The sequence below is a fragment of the Metabacillus sp. cB07 genome (genome assembly GCF_016839225.1).
In the GTDB taxonomy this organism is placed as follows: domain Bacteria; phylum Bacillota; class Bacilli; order Bacillales; family Bacillaceae; genus Bacillus_P; species Bacillus_P indicus.
In genome coordinates this window covers 100224-117403 of the sequence record NZ_CP069296.1, presented here as the reverse complement: position 1 = coordinate 117403, position 17180 = coordinate 100224, and the positions used below count along the sequence as shown (strand labels likewise).

The 17180-nt window shown below is 49.1% G+C and carries 6 protein-coding genes, 9 tRNA genes and 5 rRNA genes; all 20 read right to left on the bottom strand.

The annotated features are described in order from the left end of the window. Window positions 1-84: 84 nt before the first annotated feature. Window positions 85-1167, bottom strand: coding sequence for a DNA integrity scanning diadenylate cyclase DisA (gene disA, locus JOJ89_RS00610; RefSeq protein ID WP_267881661.1), 1083 nt, complete (start codon window positions 1165-1167; stop codon window positions 85-87). Window positions 1168-1171: 4 nt separating this feature from the next. Beyond that, window positions 1172-2554 carry a DNA repair protein RadA gene (gene radA / locus JOJ89_RS00605; RefSeq protein WP_029282886.1) on the bottom strand — a complete coding sequence of 461 codons (1383 nt, stop codon included), beginning with the start codon at window positions 2552-2554 and terminating at the stop codon, window positions 1172-1174. 131 nt (window positions 2555-2685) lie between these two features. After that, complete coding sequence (gene clpC, locus JOJ89_RS00600) at window positions 2686-5136, bottom strand: ATP-dependent protease ATP-binding subunit ClpC (RefSeq protein WP_029566224.1); 2451 nt, start codon at window positions 5134-5136, stop codon at window positions 2686-2688. Beyond that, the gene (mcsB, locus tag JOJ89_RS00595; RefSeq protein ID WP_029282890.1) at window positions 5133-6224 is read right to left on the bottom strand and encodes a protein-arginine kinase McsB; all 1092 of its coding nucleotides are present in this window, start codon (window positions 6222-6224) and stop codon (window positions 5133-5135) included. The genes clpC and mcsB overlap by 4 nt, the downstream gene beginning before the upstream one ends. Before the next feature lies 1 nt (window position 6225). Continuing rightward, the gene (gene mcsA / locus JOJ89_RS00590; RefSeq protein WP_029282892.1) at window positions 6226-6771 is read right to left on the bottom strand and encodes a protein-arginine kinase activator protein McsA; all 546 of its coding nucleotides are present in this window, start codon (window positions 6769-6771) and stop codon (window positions 6226-6228) included. Window positions 6772-6786: 15 nt separating this feature from the next. Further along, entirely contained in the window at window positions 6787-7251 is a 465-nt protein-coding gene (locus JOJ89_RS00585) for a CtsR family transcriptional regulator (protein ID WP_203289331.1), read from the bottom strand. A gap of 786 nt (window positions 7252-8037) precedes the next feature. Further along, a 5S ribosomal RNA gene (gene rrf, locus JOJ89_RS00580) occupies window positions 8038-8153 on the bottom strand. A 90-nt stretch (window positions 8154-8243) separates the two neighbouring features. Continuing rightward, window positions 8244-11171 (bottom strand): 23S ribosomal RNA (locus JOJ89_RS00575). Between the two features lie 203 nt (window positions 11172-11374). Next, window positions 11375-12908 (bottom strand): 16S ribosomal RNA (locus JOJ89_RS00570). Window positions 12909-13067: 159 nt separating this feature from the next. Beyond that, window positions 13068-13143: transfer RNA gene (locus JOJ89_RS00565), tRNA-Ala, on the bottom strand. Window positions 13144-13158: 15 nt separating this feature from the next. Then, window positions 13159-13235 (bottom strand) — tRNA-Pro (locus JOJ89_RS00560). Window positions 13236-13240: 5 nt separating this feature from the next. Beyond that, window positions 13241-13317: transfer RNA gene (locus JOJ89_RS00555), tRNA-Arg, on the bottom strand. 15 nt (window positions 13318-13332) lie between these two features. After that, window positions 13333-13421 (bottom strand) — tRNA-Leu (locus tag JOJ89_RS00550). A 10-nt stretch (window positions 13422-13431) separates the two neighbouring features. Further along, window positions 13432-13503, bottom strand: a tRNA-Gly gene (locus tag JOJ89_RS00545). A gap of 7 nt (window positions 13504-13510) precedes the next feature. Then, window positions 13511-13591, bottom strand: a tRNA-Leu gene (locus JOJ89_RS00540). Between the two features lie 14 nt (window positions 13592-13605). Next, window positions 13606-13681: transfer RNA gene (locus JOJ89_RS00535), tRNA-Lys, on the bottom strand. A 17-nt stretch (window positions 13682-13698) separates the two neighbouring features. After that, window positions 13699-13774, bottom strand: a tRNA-Thr gene (locus tag JOJ89_RS00530). A 29-nt stretch (window positions 13775-13803) separates the two neighbouring features. Further along, a tRNA-Val gene (locus tag JOJ89_RS00525) sits at window positions 13804-13879 on the bottom strand. Between the two features lie 32 nt (window positions 13880-13911). Then, window positions 13912-14027: ribosomal RNA gene (gene rrf / locus JOJ89_RS00520) — 5S ribosomal RNA — on the bottom strand. A gap of 90 nt (window positions 14028-14117) precedes the next feature. Further along, window positions 14118-17049, bottom strand: a 23S ribosomal RNA gene (locus JOJ89_RS00515). Together the 16S, 23S and 5S rRNA genes with 9 tRNA genes alongside form the textbook arrangement of a ribosomal RNA operon. Window positions 17050-17180: the final 131 nt, after the last annotated feature.

Below are 17180 nucleotides of genomic sequence, written 5' to 3'. Positions count from 1 at the left end.
TTTCCGAAAAATGAAAAACAAGAATAATATAACCTAAATCATGATGATTAAAACGTTTGAAGCGAAAGATTCATAAAAAGTTCGTTATATCTGACGGTCTATCAGCAGCTGCTCCTGAAGTCTGCGGAGACCTTCTTTTATCTTTTTCGCCCTTACCTCGCCAATTCCATCCACCTCATCAAGCTGTTCTACGGTTGCGCGCGTAATAAGTTTCAGATTTGAGAACTTGTTCACCAAATTTTCAATAATGACCGGCGGGAGCCTCGGGATCTTCTTAAGCACTCTGTACCCTCTCGGCATGACGAGGTCATCAGGGTTGGTGAAATGGGCCGAATAGCCGAGCAGGCGCAGAAGGACCATGTCATCCATCAGTTCTGTATTTGTCAGCACCTGAAATTGCTCAAGCACGTATTTGGGATCCAGTGTTTTATCGAAGCAATAGTCTTTAATGACAAGCGCTGCCTCTTCCTCGATATCTGAAAGCAGTTCATTCAGCTGCAGCCTGATAAGATGCCCTTCTGTGCCAAGCTCATTAATATAATTCAGGATTTCGTTTTTAATCCGCAGCACCATCTCAATCCTGTGAATCACCTGCAATAGCTCATCAAATGTGACAAGCTCTTCAAATTCGAGCGCCCCAAGGTTGATGATGGACTGATCAAGCACCGTTCTGTACTTTTCAAGAGTCTGAATCGCCTGATTCGCTTTTGTTAAAATGACACCGATATCTCTCAGTGCGTAACGGAGTTCCCCGTAGTAGAGGGTGATGACGTTTCTTCTCTGGGAAATGGCCACCACCAGGTTGCCCGTCTGTTTTGCCACCCTCTCCGCCGTACGGTGACGCATGCCCGTTTCACTTGAACTGATAAAAGCATTCGGGACGAGCTGGGCATTGGCATAAAGAATTTTATTTCCCGAATCACTTAAGATAATGGCTCCGTCCATTTTAGCCAGTTCATATAAATGGGCGGGAGAGAAAGCGGAGTTTATATAGAATCCGCCATCAACAAGTTCTTTTACTTTGTCGCTGAAGCCAACGACAATCAGTCCCCCTGTTTTAGCGCGCAAAACATTTTCAATGCCTGCTCTTAAGGGAGTTCCGGGCGCAATAAACTGCAGAATTTCCTTCATGCTCTTTTCGTTTGTTTTTTTCTCTTTCTCATTCACATTGCTACCCTCCCAGTGTGATTTGCAGGGCTTCTGCGACGTTTTTCACACCCACTGCCTCTATGCCATGCGGAACTGTCCAACCGCCTATATTCGCCTCTGGAATGATCGCACGCCTAAACCCGAGCTTGGCTGCTTCCATGACGCGCTGCTCAATTCTCGAAACGCGCCTTACTTCGCCTGTCAGCCCTACTTCTCCAATAATAATATCTGTTGCTTTTGAAGGCGCATCCTTAAAGCTTGAAGCGATGCTTACAGCAACTGCAAGATCAATCGCAGGCTCATCAAGCTTTACTCCGCCGGCCACTTTTAAATAGGCATCTTGATTCTGCAGCAGCAAACCGACTCTCTTTTCAAGCACAGCCATCAGAAGCGGCACCCGGTTATGGTCGATACCTGTTGCCATTCTTCTCGGGTTGCCAAAGCTTGTCGGCGAAATCAGCGCCTGAATCTCCACAAGAACCGGTCTTGTCCCTTCCATGGAAGCTACAACGGTAGAGCCAGCAGCCCCTTTGGAACGTTCCTCAAGGAAGATCTCGGACGGATTCAATACCTCTTCAAGCCCGCTTTCCTTCATTTCAAAAATACCCATTTCATTTGTGGACCCAAAACGGTTTTTCACTGCTCTTAGTATCCGGTACGTATGGTGGCGCTCCCCTTCAAAATACAGAACAGTGTCAACCATGTGCTCAAGAATTCTCGGACCGGCAATTGAGCCTTCCTTTGTAACATGTCCGACAATGAAGATGGCAATGCCCTTCGTTTTTGCAAGTCTCATAAGTTCTGCCGTACATTCCCTAACCTGCGAGACACTTCCAGGCGCTGAGGTAATGTCACTCTGAAACACCGTCTGAATGGAATCGACAATCACAAAAGCCGGATTTGTATCATCAATTGCCTTAGAGATATATTCCATATCGGTTTCAGCAAGTACAAGCAGTTTCTCGGATTTAACACCCAGGCGGTCAGCCCTCATTTTCGTCTGCTTGACCGACTCCTCTCCCGATATGTAGAGAACATCGTTTCCATTATCGGCAAGCTGTGAGGAAACCTGAAGTAAAAGCGTTGATTTTCCAATTCCGGGGTCTCCTCCTATCAGGACAAGGGAACCCTTTACGATCCCGCTGCCGAGAACACGGTTAAATTCTTTGAGGTTGGTTTTAATGCGCGGTTCCTGAGACGTTTCAATGTTTGTGATAGGTGAAGGTTTGTTTGCGGTCTGACCCGGAGCAGAGTGTGCAAAGGCCACTCTCCTGTTTGCCGTTCCTGTTTTTACAACTTCCTCTGTCATCGTATTCCATGCTCCGCAGCCCGGGCATTTCCCCATCCATTTTGGAGACTCATATCCGCACTCAAGGCACATGAATTTCGATTTTGTTTTAGCCATACTTTCTGTCCTTCCTTACTAGATTACCTTTTTAAAAAGAGAATCGGTAGAATCAGTGTGTTTGCTCTAAAGAAATGAAATCGAGGCATACGTGAAAAATGTATGCCTCATGATTGTTTCGCTTCTGATGATTATTTGATTTTCTCCGTTTCAGCTTCTGAAGAACTTTTTACAGTAAATTCTCCCTCTGTCACATCGAGCACAACTTTCTGGCCTTTTTCAATCGTGCCTCTAAGCAGCTCTTCAGACAGGCGGTCTTCAACATGCTTCTGGATCGCCCTTCTCAGCGGACGGGCACCGTACTCAGGATCAAAGCCTTCATCGGCAATTTTCTCCTGTGCAGCATCTGTCAGTTCAAGCACAAGATCCTGTTCGGCAAGACGCTTCATCAGCTGATCCGCCATAAGAGTAACAATCTCTTTAATGTGTTTCTTCTCAAGAGAGTGGAACACGATAATTTCATCGATACGGTTCAGGAACTCAGGTCTGAATGCTTTTTTCAGCTCATTCATAACCTTGCCCTTCATATCCTTGTAATCCTGCGCCTCATCCTGAACGTTGAAGCCGACGTATTTGTTGCGCTTCAGTTCACTTGCGCCGACATTCGACGTCATGATTAAGATAGTATTTCTGAAATCGACCGTTCTTCCTTTAGAATCTGTTAATCGTCCGTCTTCAAGCACTTGAAGAAGAATATTGAAAACATCAGGGTGAGCTTTTTCAATTTCATCGAGAAGAACAACTGAATACGGCTTTCTGCGTACTTTTTCAGTCAGCTGCCCGCCTTCTTCATACCCGACATATCCCGGAGGAGAACCAACGAGTCTTGATGTTGAGTGCTTCTCCATATACTCGGACATATCAATCCGGATCATGGCATCCTCATCGCCGAAGATGGATTCTGCAAGTGCTCTTGCAAGCTCTGTTTTACCTACGCCTGTAGGGCCGAGGAAAACAAATGATCCAATCGGGCGCTTCGGATCTTTAAGCCCTGCTCTTGCACGGCGCACAGCCTTTGCAACAGCTACAACAGCTTCATCCTGGCCAATCACGCGGTTATGAAGAATCTGCTCCATGTTCAGCAGCTTATCTGTTTCTGTCTGGGCCAGACGCGATACAGGAATTCCAGTCCAGCTCGCTACAACCATTGCGATATCATCCACTGTCACTTCAGAATTTTCCTGACCCTGTTTTTCTTTCCATGTTTTCTTCGTTTCCTCGAGCTGCTCGCGCAGACGCTGCTCTGTATCACGGAGAGAAGCCGCTTTTTCAAATTCCTGGCTTTGAACAGATGCATCTTTTTCCTTGCGCACTTCCTCAAGCTTCATTTCAAGCTCTTTTAAGTTCGGAGGAGTTGTAAACGAACGGAGGCGAACTTTCGAACCGGCTTCATCAATTAAATCGATTGCTTTATCCGGAAGGAAACGGTCTGAGATATAGCGGTCTGAAAGCTTAACCGCTGCATCAATTGCCTCATCCGTGATGGATACTCTGTGATGAGCTTCATAACGGTCGCGAAGCCCTTTTAAAATCTGGATGCTTTCATCAGCTGTCGGCTCATCAACCTGAATCGGCTGGAAGCGGCGTTCGAGCGCTGCATCCTTTTCAATATATTTGCGGTACTCATCAAGTGTAGTGGCCCCGATGCACTGAAGCTCTCCCCTTGCAAGCGAAGGCTTAAGAATGTTGGAAGCATCAATTGCCCCCTCAGCGCCTCCTGCACCGATCAGTGTATGAAGTTCGTCGATAAACAGGATGATATTTCCTGCCTGGCGAATTTCATCCATCACTTTTTTCAGACGGTCTTCAAATTCGCCGCGGTATTTCGTACCGGCAACAACAGTACCCATATCAAGTGTCATAACACGCTTGTCGCGGAGAATCTCAGGTACCTCATTGTTCACGATCTGCTGGGCAAGGCCTTCTGCGATCGCCGTTTTACCGACACCAGGCTCCCCGATTAAAACAGGATTGTTTTTCGTTCTGCGGCTTAGAACTTCAATGACCCTTTGGATTTCTTTGCTTCGCCCAATGACAGGGTCAAGACTGCCTTCGCGAGCAATGGCCGTCAGATCGCGTGCAAGACTGTCCAGAGTCGGCGTATTGGCATTGTTCATCGATCCGCTCTGGTGGCCTGAGCCCGACTCATTGCTGCCAAGAAGCTGCAGCACTTGCTGGCGTGCTTTATTTAAGCTTACACCGAGGTTATTAAGCACCCGCGCAGCCACACCTTCACCTTCGCGGATAAGACCTAAAAGAATGTGCTCTGTTCCTACGTATGAATGTCCAAGCTTTCTCGCTTCATCCATGGAAAGCTCAATCACCTTTTTAGCTCGGGGAGTATAGTGTATCGTCTGTGAAATTTCCTGTCCTCTGCCGATGAGGCTCTCCACTTCTTTTTGAATTTTATCTGATCCAAGGCCAAGAGCTGTCAGCGCTTTTGCAGCGATGCCCTCACCTTCTCTAACAAGACCGAGAAGAATATGCTCTGTGCCGATATTGTTATGTCCAAGACGGACGGCTTCCTCTTGTGCTAATGCAAGAACCTTCTGAGCGCGTTCAGTAAATCTTCCAAACATCATTCTTCATCATCCTCCATCCTTCTGACCATTTCAAGGTTTAGTCTTTCTCTGATTAATGAAGCCCTTCTAATGTCCCGTTCATCCGGGCGCAATGCCCCTCCGGAGTACTGCTGGAGAAATCCCGGCTGAGTCAGGATCATCAGCTCATTTAAAATATTTCTGGAAATATCTTTGATGATATTTAAATCAATTCCCAGTCTCACATCTGATAAACATTTTGCTGCTTCTTTGGATTCAATGATCCTGCTGTATGTCAGCGTGCCCAGGGATCTGAACACACGGTCCTCAAGCGGCACCTGCGACGTTTTATATAAAGCCTCCCGTGCAGAGCGCTCTTTTTCAATCAGCTGGTGCACCACACTCAGCAGATCTTCTGCAATATCATCCTCAGACTTGCCGAGAGTAATCTGATTGGAAATCTGAAAGATGTTACCTAATGCTTCGCTGCCTTCCCCGTAAATTCCTCTAACAACCAGACCTAATTGATTAATAGCCGGAATAATTCTGTTCATCTGCTGTGTGAGCACAAGAGCCGGCAAGTGCATCATCACCGACGCCCTCAGCCCTGTTCCCACATTTGTCGGGCAGCTTGTTAAGTATCCTCTTTGTTCATCAAACGCATAATCAACCGAACCTTCCATCCAGTCATCAAGCCTGCTCGCTGCTTTTAAAGCTTCTTTCAGCTGCAGACCTGGATACAGACACTGAATGCGAATATGATCCTCTTCATTCAGCATGATGCTGACCTCTTCATTCTCAGACAGCAAACACGCGCCGAACGAAGAATCCTCTGCTAAATTCGGACTGATTAAATGCTTTTCGACGAGCACCCTTTTTTGAATAGGCTGCAAATCATCCATGCGGAGCATTTCAAGCTTGCCGATCTCATCTACGCTTCTATCGGCAAACGTCTCTTCAAAAAGAGAGAGAATTCCCTGCAGCTCTTCATTCGAAGCAAAAGTCGGAAACCTGTACTTCTCAATGTTTCTTGCCAGTCTGACACGGCTGCTGAGAACAATGTCTGAATCTGGCCCATCCTTGCTCATCCAGGCACTCATCGCCTGGTTAATAAACTGCTGAAGTGACATATCAGGATTCACCCCCTCTGGAACTTTTTAACGAAAGTTCAAGCGAACGGATCTCATCCCGAATTTCAGCAGCCTTTTCAAACTCTTCCTGCTGAATTTGTTCTTTTAGATTCTGTTTTAATAACTCTATTCGTTTGCGGATGTGAATGCTACCGCCAATTCGCTCTGGAATCTTTCCCGCATGCACCGTATTGCCGCTGTGAACTCTTCTTAAAATCGGGTTAATTTGATCTTTAAACGTCCGGTAGCACTCGGAACATCCGAACCGCCCCACTTTTGTAAACTGCTGGAACGTCATCTCGCAGCCGGGACACTGCAGAACTTCATTTTTTTTAAAAACATCCTGCTTTGACTCGGAAACGGATGTATTCATGTTCAAAAGGCCTGCCAGCAAGTTATTAATAGAAAATCCCGTGCTGGTGTCAATGAACATGGAACTGTTGTTCTGCGCACACTTATCACAAATATGAACCTCAGTTTTTTCCCCGTTTACAACCTTCGTAAAATGAAATGTTGCCGGTCTCTCATTGCATTCCTGGCATATCAAGTCTGTCACCTGCTCTCATCGATATTTCAAGGAAGTCAGCATGGCCTTTATCATTCTTGCCCGCAATTCATCCCTGTGCGGCAGTTCAATATATAAAACGGATCTGTCAATCACACTCAGCATGATCTTTGCTTCCCGTTCTGAAATGACATCTTCACTTACAAGCCTTAAAATGAGATCTTCAGCAGATGACTGCGAGATCCGCCTGTCAATAATGCCCATGATCTGATCAATTAAATGCGCAGCATCATTCGATTTCACCTTAATGATCCGAATGTAGCCGCCGCCTCCCCTTTTGCTCTCTACGATATATCCTCTTTCAATCGTAAAACGGGTATTGATGACATAATTGATCTGTGAAGGCACACACTGAAACTTATCCGCAATTTCGCTTCTTTTGATTTCGACGATCTCCTTGCCGCTAGTCGTAAGCACCTGCTTCAAATAATACTGTTCAATGACATCCGAGATGTTACGCACTCCGCCTCCCCCTAACTTGACTTTGACTATATTTGACTTTAACACTAATATAAAACGAACGAACCTTTTTTTCAACTCATAACTGCTCATCTATCTATTTCCATTATTAACGGCAGTGAAACGTTTTTAAACAGAATTTGCCGCATTATTTTAATTGGGAAGAGTAATTAAGGGAAGGTGGAGGAAGGATAATACTTTATGTATACGTCAGGAATCGGTAATGATGAGCTGTTTTTCTGACCTGGATCCATTAAACGCAGCTTTTCTGTGCAAGAATAATTGTGTATGCGGCATGGGGACGAGTCGTTAGCTTGTGAGATTGTTTTGCGGTTTGGAAGGGTATGATTGGTGCATTTGCTTACCCTCTGATAACGATTTTTCGGCTTTGCTGGGTAGGATTTGGGACTTTGCTTACCCTCTGATGTCATTTTATCGGTTTTGGTGGGTAGGATTCAGGCTTTTGTTTACCCTCCGATATCGATTTTCCGGCTTTGCTGGGTAGGATTTGGGACTTTGCTTACCCTCTGATTTCATTTTATCGGTTTTGGTGGGTAGGATTCAGGCTTTTTGTTTACCCTCTGATATCATTTTTTCGGCTTTGCTGGGTAGGATTCAGGCTTTTGCTTACCCTCCGGTATCGTTTTACGGTTTTGAAGGGTACGATTCGGACGTTTGCTTACCCTCGGATATCGTTTTACAGTTTTGGAGGGTACGATTCAGCTATCTATTATCCTCATTTTGAACAACAAAAAAAGGACAGCATCTCTGCTGTCCTTTTTTCTGCGTGCCTGGCAACGTCCTACTCTCACAGGGGGAAACCCCCAACTACCATCGGCGCTAAAGAGCTTAACTTCCGTGTTCGGCATGGGAACGGGTGTGACCTCTTTGCCATCATCACCAGACAATATGCATTTTTGTTGAAAGAGTTATTCTTTCAAAACTGAGTAACGTTTGATAACAAGATTCACGTGCAATTTACGCTTAGTTAGACTGTGGTTAAGTCCTCGAACGATTAGTATCTGTCAGCTCCACACGTCACCGCGCTTCCACCTCAGACCTATCAACCTGATCATCTTTCAGGGTTCTTACTCACAAATGTGATGGGAAATCTCATCTTGAGGGGGGCTTCATGCTTAGATGCTTTCAGCACTTATCCCTTCCGCACATAGCTACCCAGCGATGCCTTTGGCAAGACAACTGGTACACCAGCGGTGCGTCCATCCCGGTCCTCTCGTACTAAGGACAGCTCCTCTCAAATTTCCTGCGCCCACGACGGATAGGGACCGAACTGTCTCACGACGTTCTGAACCCAGCTCGCGTACCGCTTTAATGGGCGAACAGCCCAACCCTTGGGACCGACTACAGCCCCAGGATGCGATGAGCCGACATCGAGGTGCCAAACCTCCCCGTCGATGTGGACTCTTGGGGGAGATAAGCCTGTTATCCCCGGGGTAGCTTTTATCCGTTGAGCGATGGCCCTTCCATGCGGAACCACCGGATCACTAAGCCCGACTTTCGTCCCTGCTCGACTTGTAGGTCTCGCAGTCAAGCTCCCTTGTGCCTTTACACTCTGCGAATGATTTCCAACCATTCTGAGGGAACCTTTGGGCGCCTCCGTTACATTTTAGGAGGCGACCGCCCCAGTCAAACTGCCCGCCTGACACTGTCTCCCAGCCCGGTAAGGGCTGCGGGTTAGAATTTCAATACAGCAAGGGTAGTATCCCACCAATGCCTCCACCGAAGCTTGCGCTCCGGCTTCCAAGGCTCCTACCTATCCTGTACAAGCTGTACCAAAATTCAATATCAGGCTGCAGTAAAGCTCCACGGGGTCTTTCCGTCCTGTCGCGGGTAACCTGCATCTTCACAGGTACTATAATTTCACCGAGTCTCTCGTTGAGACAGTGCCCAGATCGTTACGCCTTTCGTGCGGGTCGGAACTTACCCGACAAGGAATTTCGCTACCTTAGGACCGTTATAGTTACGGCCGCCGTTTACTGGGGCTTCGGTTCAAAGCTTCGCTTGCGCTAACCTCTCCCCTTAACCTTCCAGCACCGGGCAGGCGTCAGCCCTATACTTCGCCTTGCGGCTTCGCAGAGACCTGTGTTTTTTGCTAAACAGTCGCCTGGCCTATTCACTGCGGCTTTTCAGGGCTATTCACCCTAAAAAGCACCCCTTCTCCCGAAGTTTACGGGGTCATTTTGCCGAGTTCCTTAACGAGAGTTCTCTCGCTCACCTTAGGATTCTCTCCTCGCCTACCTGTGTCGTTTGCGGTACGGGCACCTCTCACCTCGCTAGAGGCTTTTCTTGGCAGTGTGGAATCAGGAACTTCGGTACTAAATTTCCCTCGCCATCACAGCTCAGCCTTATATGGGAAGCGGATTTGCCTACTTCCGCGCCTAACTGCTTGGACGCGCATATCCAACAGCGCGCTTGCCCTATCCTCCTGCGTCCCCCCATTGCTCAAATGGTGAGGAGGTGGTACAGGAATATCAACCTGTTGTCCATCGCCTACGCCTTTCGGCCTCGGCTTAGGTCCCGACTAACCCTGAGCGGACGAGCCTTCCTCAGGAAACCTTAGGCATTCGGTGGAGGGGATTCTCCACCCCTCTTTCGCTACTCATACCGGCATTCTCACTTCTAAGCGCTCCACCAGTCCTTCCGGTCTGGCTTCGACGCCCTTAGAACGCTCTCCTACCACTGTTCTGAAAGAACAGTCCGCAGCTTCGGTGATACGTTTAGCCCCGGTACATTTTCGGCGCAGAGTCACTCGACCAGTGAGCTATTACGCACTCTTTAAATGGTGGCTGCTTCTAAGCCAACATCCTGGTTGTCTAAGCAACTCCACATCCTTTTCCACTTAACGTATACTTTGGACCTTAGCTGGCGGTCTGGGCTGTTTCCCTCTTGACTACGGATCTTATCACTCGCAGTCTGACTCCCGAGGAGCAAGTCTTTGGCATTCGGAGTTTGACTGAATTCGGTAACCCGATGAGGGCCCCTAGTCCAATCAGTGCTCTACCTCCAAGACTCTCATACTCGAGGCTAGCCCTAAAGCTATTTCGGAGAGAACCAGCTATCTCCAAGTTCGATTGGAATTTCTCCGCTACCCACACCTCATCCCCGCACTTTTCAACGTGCGTGGGTTCGGGCCTCCATTCAGTGTTACCTGAACTTCACCCTGGACATGGGTAGATCACCTGGTTTCGGGTCTACGACCACGTACTAATTCGCCCTATTCAGACTCGCTTTCGCTGCGGCTCCGTCTCATCAACTTAACCTTGCACGGGATCGTAACTCGCCGGTTCATTCTACAAAAGGCACGCCATCACCCGTTAACGGGCTACTACTTGTAAGCACACGGTTTCAGGATCTTTTCACTCCCCTTCCGGGGTGCTTTTCACCTTTCCCTCACGGTACTGGTTCACTATCGGTCACTAGGTAGTATTTAGCCTTGGGAGATGGTCCTCCCGGATTCCGACGGGATTTCACGTGTCCCGCCGTACTCAGGATCCACTCTGGAGGGAACGAAGTTTCGACTACAGGGTTTTTACCTTCTATGACAGGCCTTTCCAGGCCGCTTCATCTACCCCGTTCCTTTGTAACTCCGTATAGAGTGTCCTACAACCCCAAGAGGCAAGCCTCTTGGTTTGGGCTGATTCCGTTTCGCTCGCCGCTACTTGGGAAATCGCATTTGCTTTCTCTTCCTCCGGGTACTTAGATGTTTCAGTTCCCCGGGTCTGCCTTCAGTACCCTATGTATTCAGGTAAAGATACTGTTCCATTACGAACAGTGGGTTTCCCCATTCGGAAATCTCTGGATCAAAGCTTACTTACAGCTCCCCAAAGCATATCGGTGTTAGTCCCGTCCTTCATCGGCTCCTAGTGCCAAGGCATCCACCGTGCGCCCTTCATAACTTAACCAAAATTGGTCAATCGTTTTGTTTAGACTGTAAAGTCTAAGAAAATCACTATGGTAAGCGTAAATCTCAGTGAATTACTTGTTATCAATTACGTTATCCAGTTTTCAAAGAACAACCGGCAGATCAGGAATGACCGCCTTCTTTCATATGAGAGAATGATCTCTCAAAACTAAACAAAAACCAAAAGCGACCTCATATCCTTAGAAAGGAGGTGATCCAGCCGCACCTTCCGATACGGCTACCTTGTTACGACTTCACCCCATCATCTACCCCACCTTAGGCGGCTGGCTCCTTGCGGTTACCCCACCGACTTCGGGTGTTGCAAACTCTCGTGGTGTGACGGGCGGTGTGTACAAGGCCCGGGAACGTATTCACCGCGGCATGCTGATCCGCGATTACTAGCGATTCCAGCTTCATGCAGGCGAGTTGCAGCCTGCAATCCGAACTGAGAATGGTTTTATGGGATTGGCTAAACCTCGCGGTCTCGCAGCCCTTTGTACCATCCATTGTAGCACGTGTGTAGCCCAGGTCATAAGGGGCATGATGATTTGACGTCATCCCCACCTTCCTCCGGTTTGTCACCGGCAGTCACCTTAGAGTGCCCAACTGAATGCTGGCAACTAAGATCAAGGGTTGCGCTCGTTGCGGGACTTAACCCAACATCTCACGACACGAGCTGACGACAACCATGCACCACCTGTCACTTTGTCCCCCGAAGGGAACCTTCTATCTCTAGAAGTGGCAAAGGATGTCAAGACCTGGTAAGGTTCTTCGCGTTGCTTCGAATTAAACCACATGCTCCACCGCTTGTGCGGGCCCCCGTCAATTCCTTTGAGTTTCAGTCTTGCGACCGTACTCCCCGGCGGGTGCTTAATGCGTTAGCTGCAGCACTAAAGGGCGGAAACCCTCTAACACTTAGCACTCATCGTTTACGGCGTGGACTACCAGGGTATCTAATCCTGTTCGCTCCCCACGCTTTCGCGCCTCAGCGTCAGTTACAGACCAGAGAGTCGCCTTCGCCACTGGTGTTCCTCCACATCTCTACGCATTTCACCGCTACACGTGGAATTCCACTCTCCTCTTCTGCACTCAAGTTTCCCAGTTTCCAATGACCCTCCCCGGTTGAGCCGGGGGCTTTCACATCAGACTTAAGAAACCGCCTGCGCGCGCTTTACGCCCAATAATTCCGGACAACGCTTGCCACCTACGTATTACCGCGGCTGCTGGCACGTAGTTAGCCGTGGCTTTCTGGTCAGGTACCGTCAAGGTGCCGGCAGTTACTCCGGCACTTGTTCTTCCCTGACAACAGAGTTTTACGATCCGAAAACCTTCATCACTCACGCGGCGTTGCTCCGTCAGACTTTCGTCCATTGCGGAAGATTCCCTACTGCTGCCTCCCGTAGGAGTCTGGGCCGTGTCTCAGTCCCAGTGTGGCCGATCACCCTCTCAGGTCGGCTACGCATCGTCGCCTTGGTGAGCCATTACCTCACCAACTAGCTAATGCGCCGCGGGCCCATCTGTAAGTGACAGCCGAAACCGTCTTTGAATGTCAAACCATGCGGTTTGACATAGTATCCGGTATTAGCTCCGGTTTCCCGGAGTTATCCCAGTCTTACAGGCAGGTTGCCCACGTGTTACTCACCCGTCCGCCGCTGACCTCCGAAGAGGTCCGCTCGACTTGCATGTATTAGGCACGCCGCCAGCGTTCGTCCTGAGCCAGGATCAAACTCTCCGAAGAAAATTTGTGACTCATAAATGTTGCTGACTTAAAAAATTCAAAACGTTTGGTACGCTTTTGGTTTTGTTTAGTTTTCAAAGATCATTTGCTGCCCAGTTGAGCAACTTTTAAATCATACCATTGCCGACTGGTTAAGTCAACAACTTTTTTAAAATTAATTGGTGGAGCCTAGCGGGATCGAACCGCTGACCTCCTGCGTGCAAGGCAGGCGCTCTCCCAGCTGAGCTAAGGCCCCGAATAAAAATGGAAATGGTCGGGAAGACAGGATTCGAACCTGCGACCCCTTGGTCCCAAACCAAGTGCTCTACCAAGCTGAGCTACTTCCCGTAATATGGCGCGCCCGATAGGAGTCGAACCCATAACCTTTTGATCCGTAGTCAAACGCTCTATCCAATTGAGCTACGGGCGCATATAAAAATGTGTGTGGTGCCGAGGACCGGAATCGAACCGGTACGGTAGTCACCTACCGCAGGATTTTAAGTCCTGTGCGTCTGCCAGTTCCGCCACCCCGGCGTATTCAAAGAGCGGAAGACGGGATTCGAACCCGCGACCCCCACCTTGGCAAGGTGGTGTTCTACCACTGAACTACTTCCGCAATATCATGCGGGTGAAGGGACTCGAACCCCCACGTCAAAGACACTAGATCCTAAGTCTAGCGCGTCTGCCAATTCCGCCACACCCGCATATTAAGGAAAAATGGTGTGCCATGAAGGACTCGAACCTTCGACCCTCTGATTAAAAGTCAGATGCTCTACCGACTGAGCTAATGGCACATATATAACAAACCTAGTGGTGCCGGCGAGAGGACTTGAACCCCCAACCTACTGATTACAAGTCAGTTGCTCTACCAATTGAGCTACACCGGCATTTATAAAAAGCATGTCATAAAATCATATGGTGGAGGATGACGGGCTCGAACCGCCGACCCTCTGCTTGTAAGGCAGATGCTCTCCCAGCTGAGCTAATCCTCCATACAGCACTTGCGTGCTCTTATAAACATACAGCCTGGCAACGTCCTACTCTCACAGGGGGAAACCCCCAACTACCATCGGCGCTAAAGAGCTTAACTTCCGTGTTCGGCATGGGAACGGGTGTGACCTCTTTGCCATCATCACCAGACAATATGCATTTTTGTTGAAAGAGTTATTCTTTCAAAACTGAGTAACGTTTGATAACAAGATTCACGTGCAATTTACGCTTAGTTAGACTGTGGTTAAGTCCTCGAACGATTAGTATCTGTCAGCTCCACACGTCACCGCGCTTCCACCTCAGACCTATCAACCTGATCATCTTTCAGGGTTCTTACTCACAAATGTGATGGGAAATCTCATCTTGAGGGGGGCTTCATGCTTAGATGCTTTCAGCACTTATCCCTTCCGCACATAGCTACCCAGCGATGCCTTTGGCAAGACAACTGGTACACCAGCGGTGCGTCCATCCCGGTCCTCTCGTACTAAGGACAGCTCCTCTCAAATTTCCTGCGCCCACGACGGATAGGGACCGAACTGTCTCACGACGTTCTGAACCCAGCTCGCGTACCGCTTTAATGGGCGAACAGCCCAACCCTTGGGACCGACTACAGCCCCAGGATGCGATGAGCCGACATCGAGGTGCCAAACCTCCCCGTCGATGTGGACTCTTGGGGGAGATAAGCCTGTTATCCCCGGGGTAGCTTTTATCCGTTGAGCGATGGCCCTTCCATGCGGAACCACCGGATCACTAAGCCCGACTTTCGTCCCTGCTCGACTTGTAGGTCTCGCAGTCAAGCTCCCTTGTGCCTTTACACTCTGCGAATGATTTCCAACCATTCTGAGGGAACCTTTGGGCGCCTCCGTTACATTTTAGGAGGCGACCGCCCCAGTCAAACTGCCCGCCTGACACTGTCTCCCAGCCCGGTAAGGGCTGCGGGTTAGAATTTCAATACAGCAAGGGTAGTATCCCACCAATGCCTCCACCGAAGCTTGCGCTCCGGCTTCCAAGGCTCCTACCTATCCTGTACAAGCTGTACCAAAATTCAATATCAGGCTGCAGTAAAGCTCCACGGGGTCTTTCCGTCCTGTCGCGGGTAACCTGCATCTTCACAGGTACTATAATTTCACCGAGTCTCTCGTTGAGACAGTGCCCAGATCGTTACGCCTTTCGTGCGGGTCGGAACTTACCCGACAAGGAATTTCGCTACCTTAGGACCGTTATAGTTACGGCCGCCGTTTACTGGGGCTTCGGTTCAAAGCTTCGCTTGCGCTAACCTCTCCCCTTAACCTTCCAGCACCGGGCAGGCGTCAGCCCCTATACTTCGCCTTGCGGCTTCGCAGAGACCTGTGTTTTTGCTAAACAGTCGCCTGGGCCTATTCACTGCGGCTTTTCAGGGCTATTCACCCTAAAAAGCACCCCTTCTCCCGAAGTTACGGGGTCATTTTGCCGAGTTCCTTAACGAGAGTTCTCTCGCTCACCTTAGGATTCTCTCCTCGCCTACCTGTGTCGGTTTGCGGTACGGGCACCTCTCACCTCGCTAGAGGCTTTTCTTGGCAGTGTGGAATCAGGAACTTCGGTACTAAATTTCCCTCGCCATCACAGCTCAGCCTTATATGGGAAGCGGATTTGCCTACTTCCCGGCCTAACTGCTTGGACGCGCATATCCAACAGCGCGCTTGCCCTATCCTCCTGCGTCCCCCCATTGCTCAAATGGTGAGGAGGTGGTACAGGAATATCAACCTGTTGTCCATCGCCTACGCCTTTCGGCCTCGGCTTAGGTCCCGACTAACCCTGAGCGGACGAGCCTTCCTCAGGAAACCTTAGGCATTCGGTGGAGGGGATTCTCACCCCTCTTTCGCTACTCATACCGGCATTCTCACTTCTAAGCGCTCCACCAGTCCTTCCGGTCTGGCTTCGACGCCCTTAGAACGCTCTCCTACCACTGTTCTGAAAGAACAGTCCGCAGCTTCGGTGATACGTTTAGCCCCGGTACATTTTCGGCGCAGAGTCACTCGACCAGTGAGCTATTACGCACTCTTTAAATGGTGGCTGCTTCTAAGCCAACATCCTGGTTGTCTAAGCAACTCCACATCCTTTTCCACTTAACGTATACTTTGGGACCTTAGCTGGCGGTCTGGGCTGTTTCCCTCTTGACTACGGATCTTATCACTCGCAGTCTGACTCCCGAGGAGCAAGTCTTTGGCATTCGGAGTTTGACTGAATTCGGTAACCCGATGAGGGCCCCTAGTCCAATCAGTGCTCTACCTCCAAGACTCTCATACTCGAGGCTAGCCCTAAAGCTATTTCGGAGAGAACCAGCTATCTCCAAGTTCGATTGGAATTTCTCCGCTACCCACACCTCATCCCCGCACTTTTCAACGTGCGTGGGTTCGGGCCTCCATTCAGTGTTACCTGAACTTCACCCTGGACATGGGTAGATCACCTGGTTTCGGGTCTACGACCACGTACTAATTCGCCCTATTCAGACTCGCTTTCGCTGCGGCTCCGTCTCATCAACTTAACCTTGCACGGGATCGTAACTCGCCGGTTCATTCTACAAAAGGCACGCCATCACCCGTTAACGGGCTCTGACTACTTGTAAGCACACGGTTTCAGGATCTTTTCACTCCCCTTCCGGGGTGCTTTTCACCTTTCCCTCACGGTACTGGTTCACTATCGGTCACTAGGTAGTATTTAGCCTTGGGAGATGGTCCTCCCGGATTCCGACGGGATTTCACGTGTCCCGCCGTACTCAGGATCCACTCTGGAGGGAACGAAGTTTCGACTACAGGGTTTTTACCTTCTATGACAGGCCTTTCCAGGCCGCTTCATCTACCCCGTTCCTTTGTAACTCCGTATAGAGTGTCCTACAACCCCAAGAGGCAAGCCTCTTGGTTTGGGCTGATTCCGTTTCGCTCGCCGCTACTTGGGAAATCGCATTTGCTTTCTCTTCCTCCGGGTACTTAGATGTTTCAGTTCCCCGGGTCTGCCTTCAGTACCCTATGTATTCAGGTAAAGATACTGTTCCATTACGAACAGTGGGTTTCCCCATTCGGAAATCTCTGGATCAAAGCTTACTTACAGCTCCCCAAAGCATATCGGTGTTAGTCCCGTCCTTCATCGGCTCCTAGTGCCAAGGCATCCACCGTGCGCCCTTCATAACTTAACCAAAATTGGTCAATCGTTTGTTTAGACTGTAAAGTCTAAGAAAATCACTATGGTAAGCGTAATCTCAGTGAATTACTTGTTATCAATTACGTTATCCAGTTTTCAAAGAACAACCGGCAGATCAGGAATGAC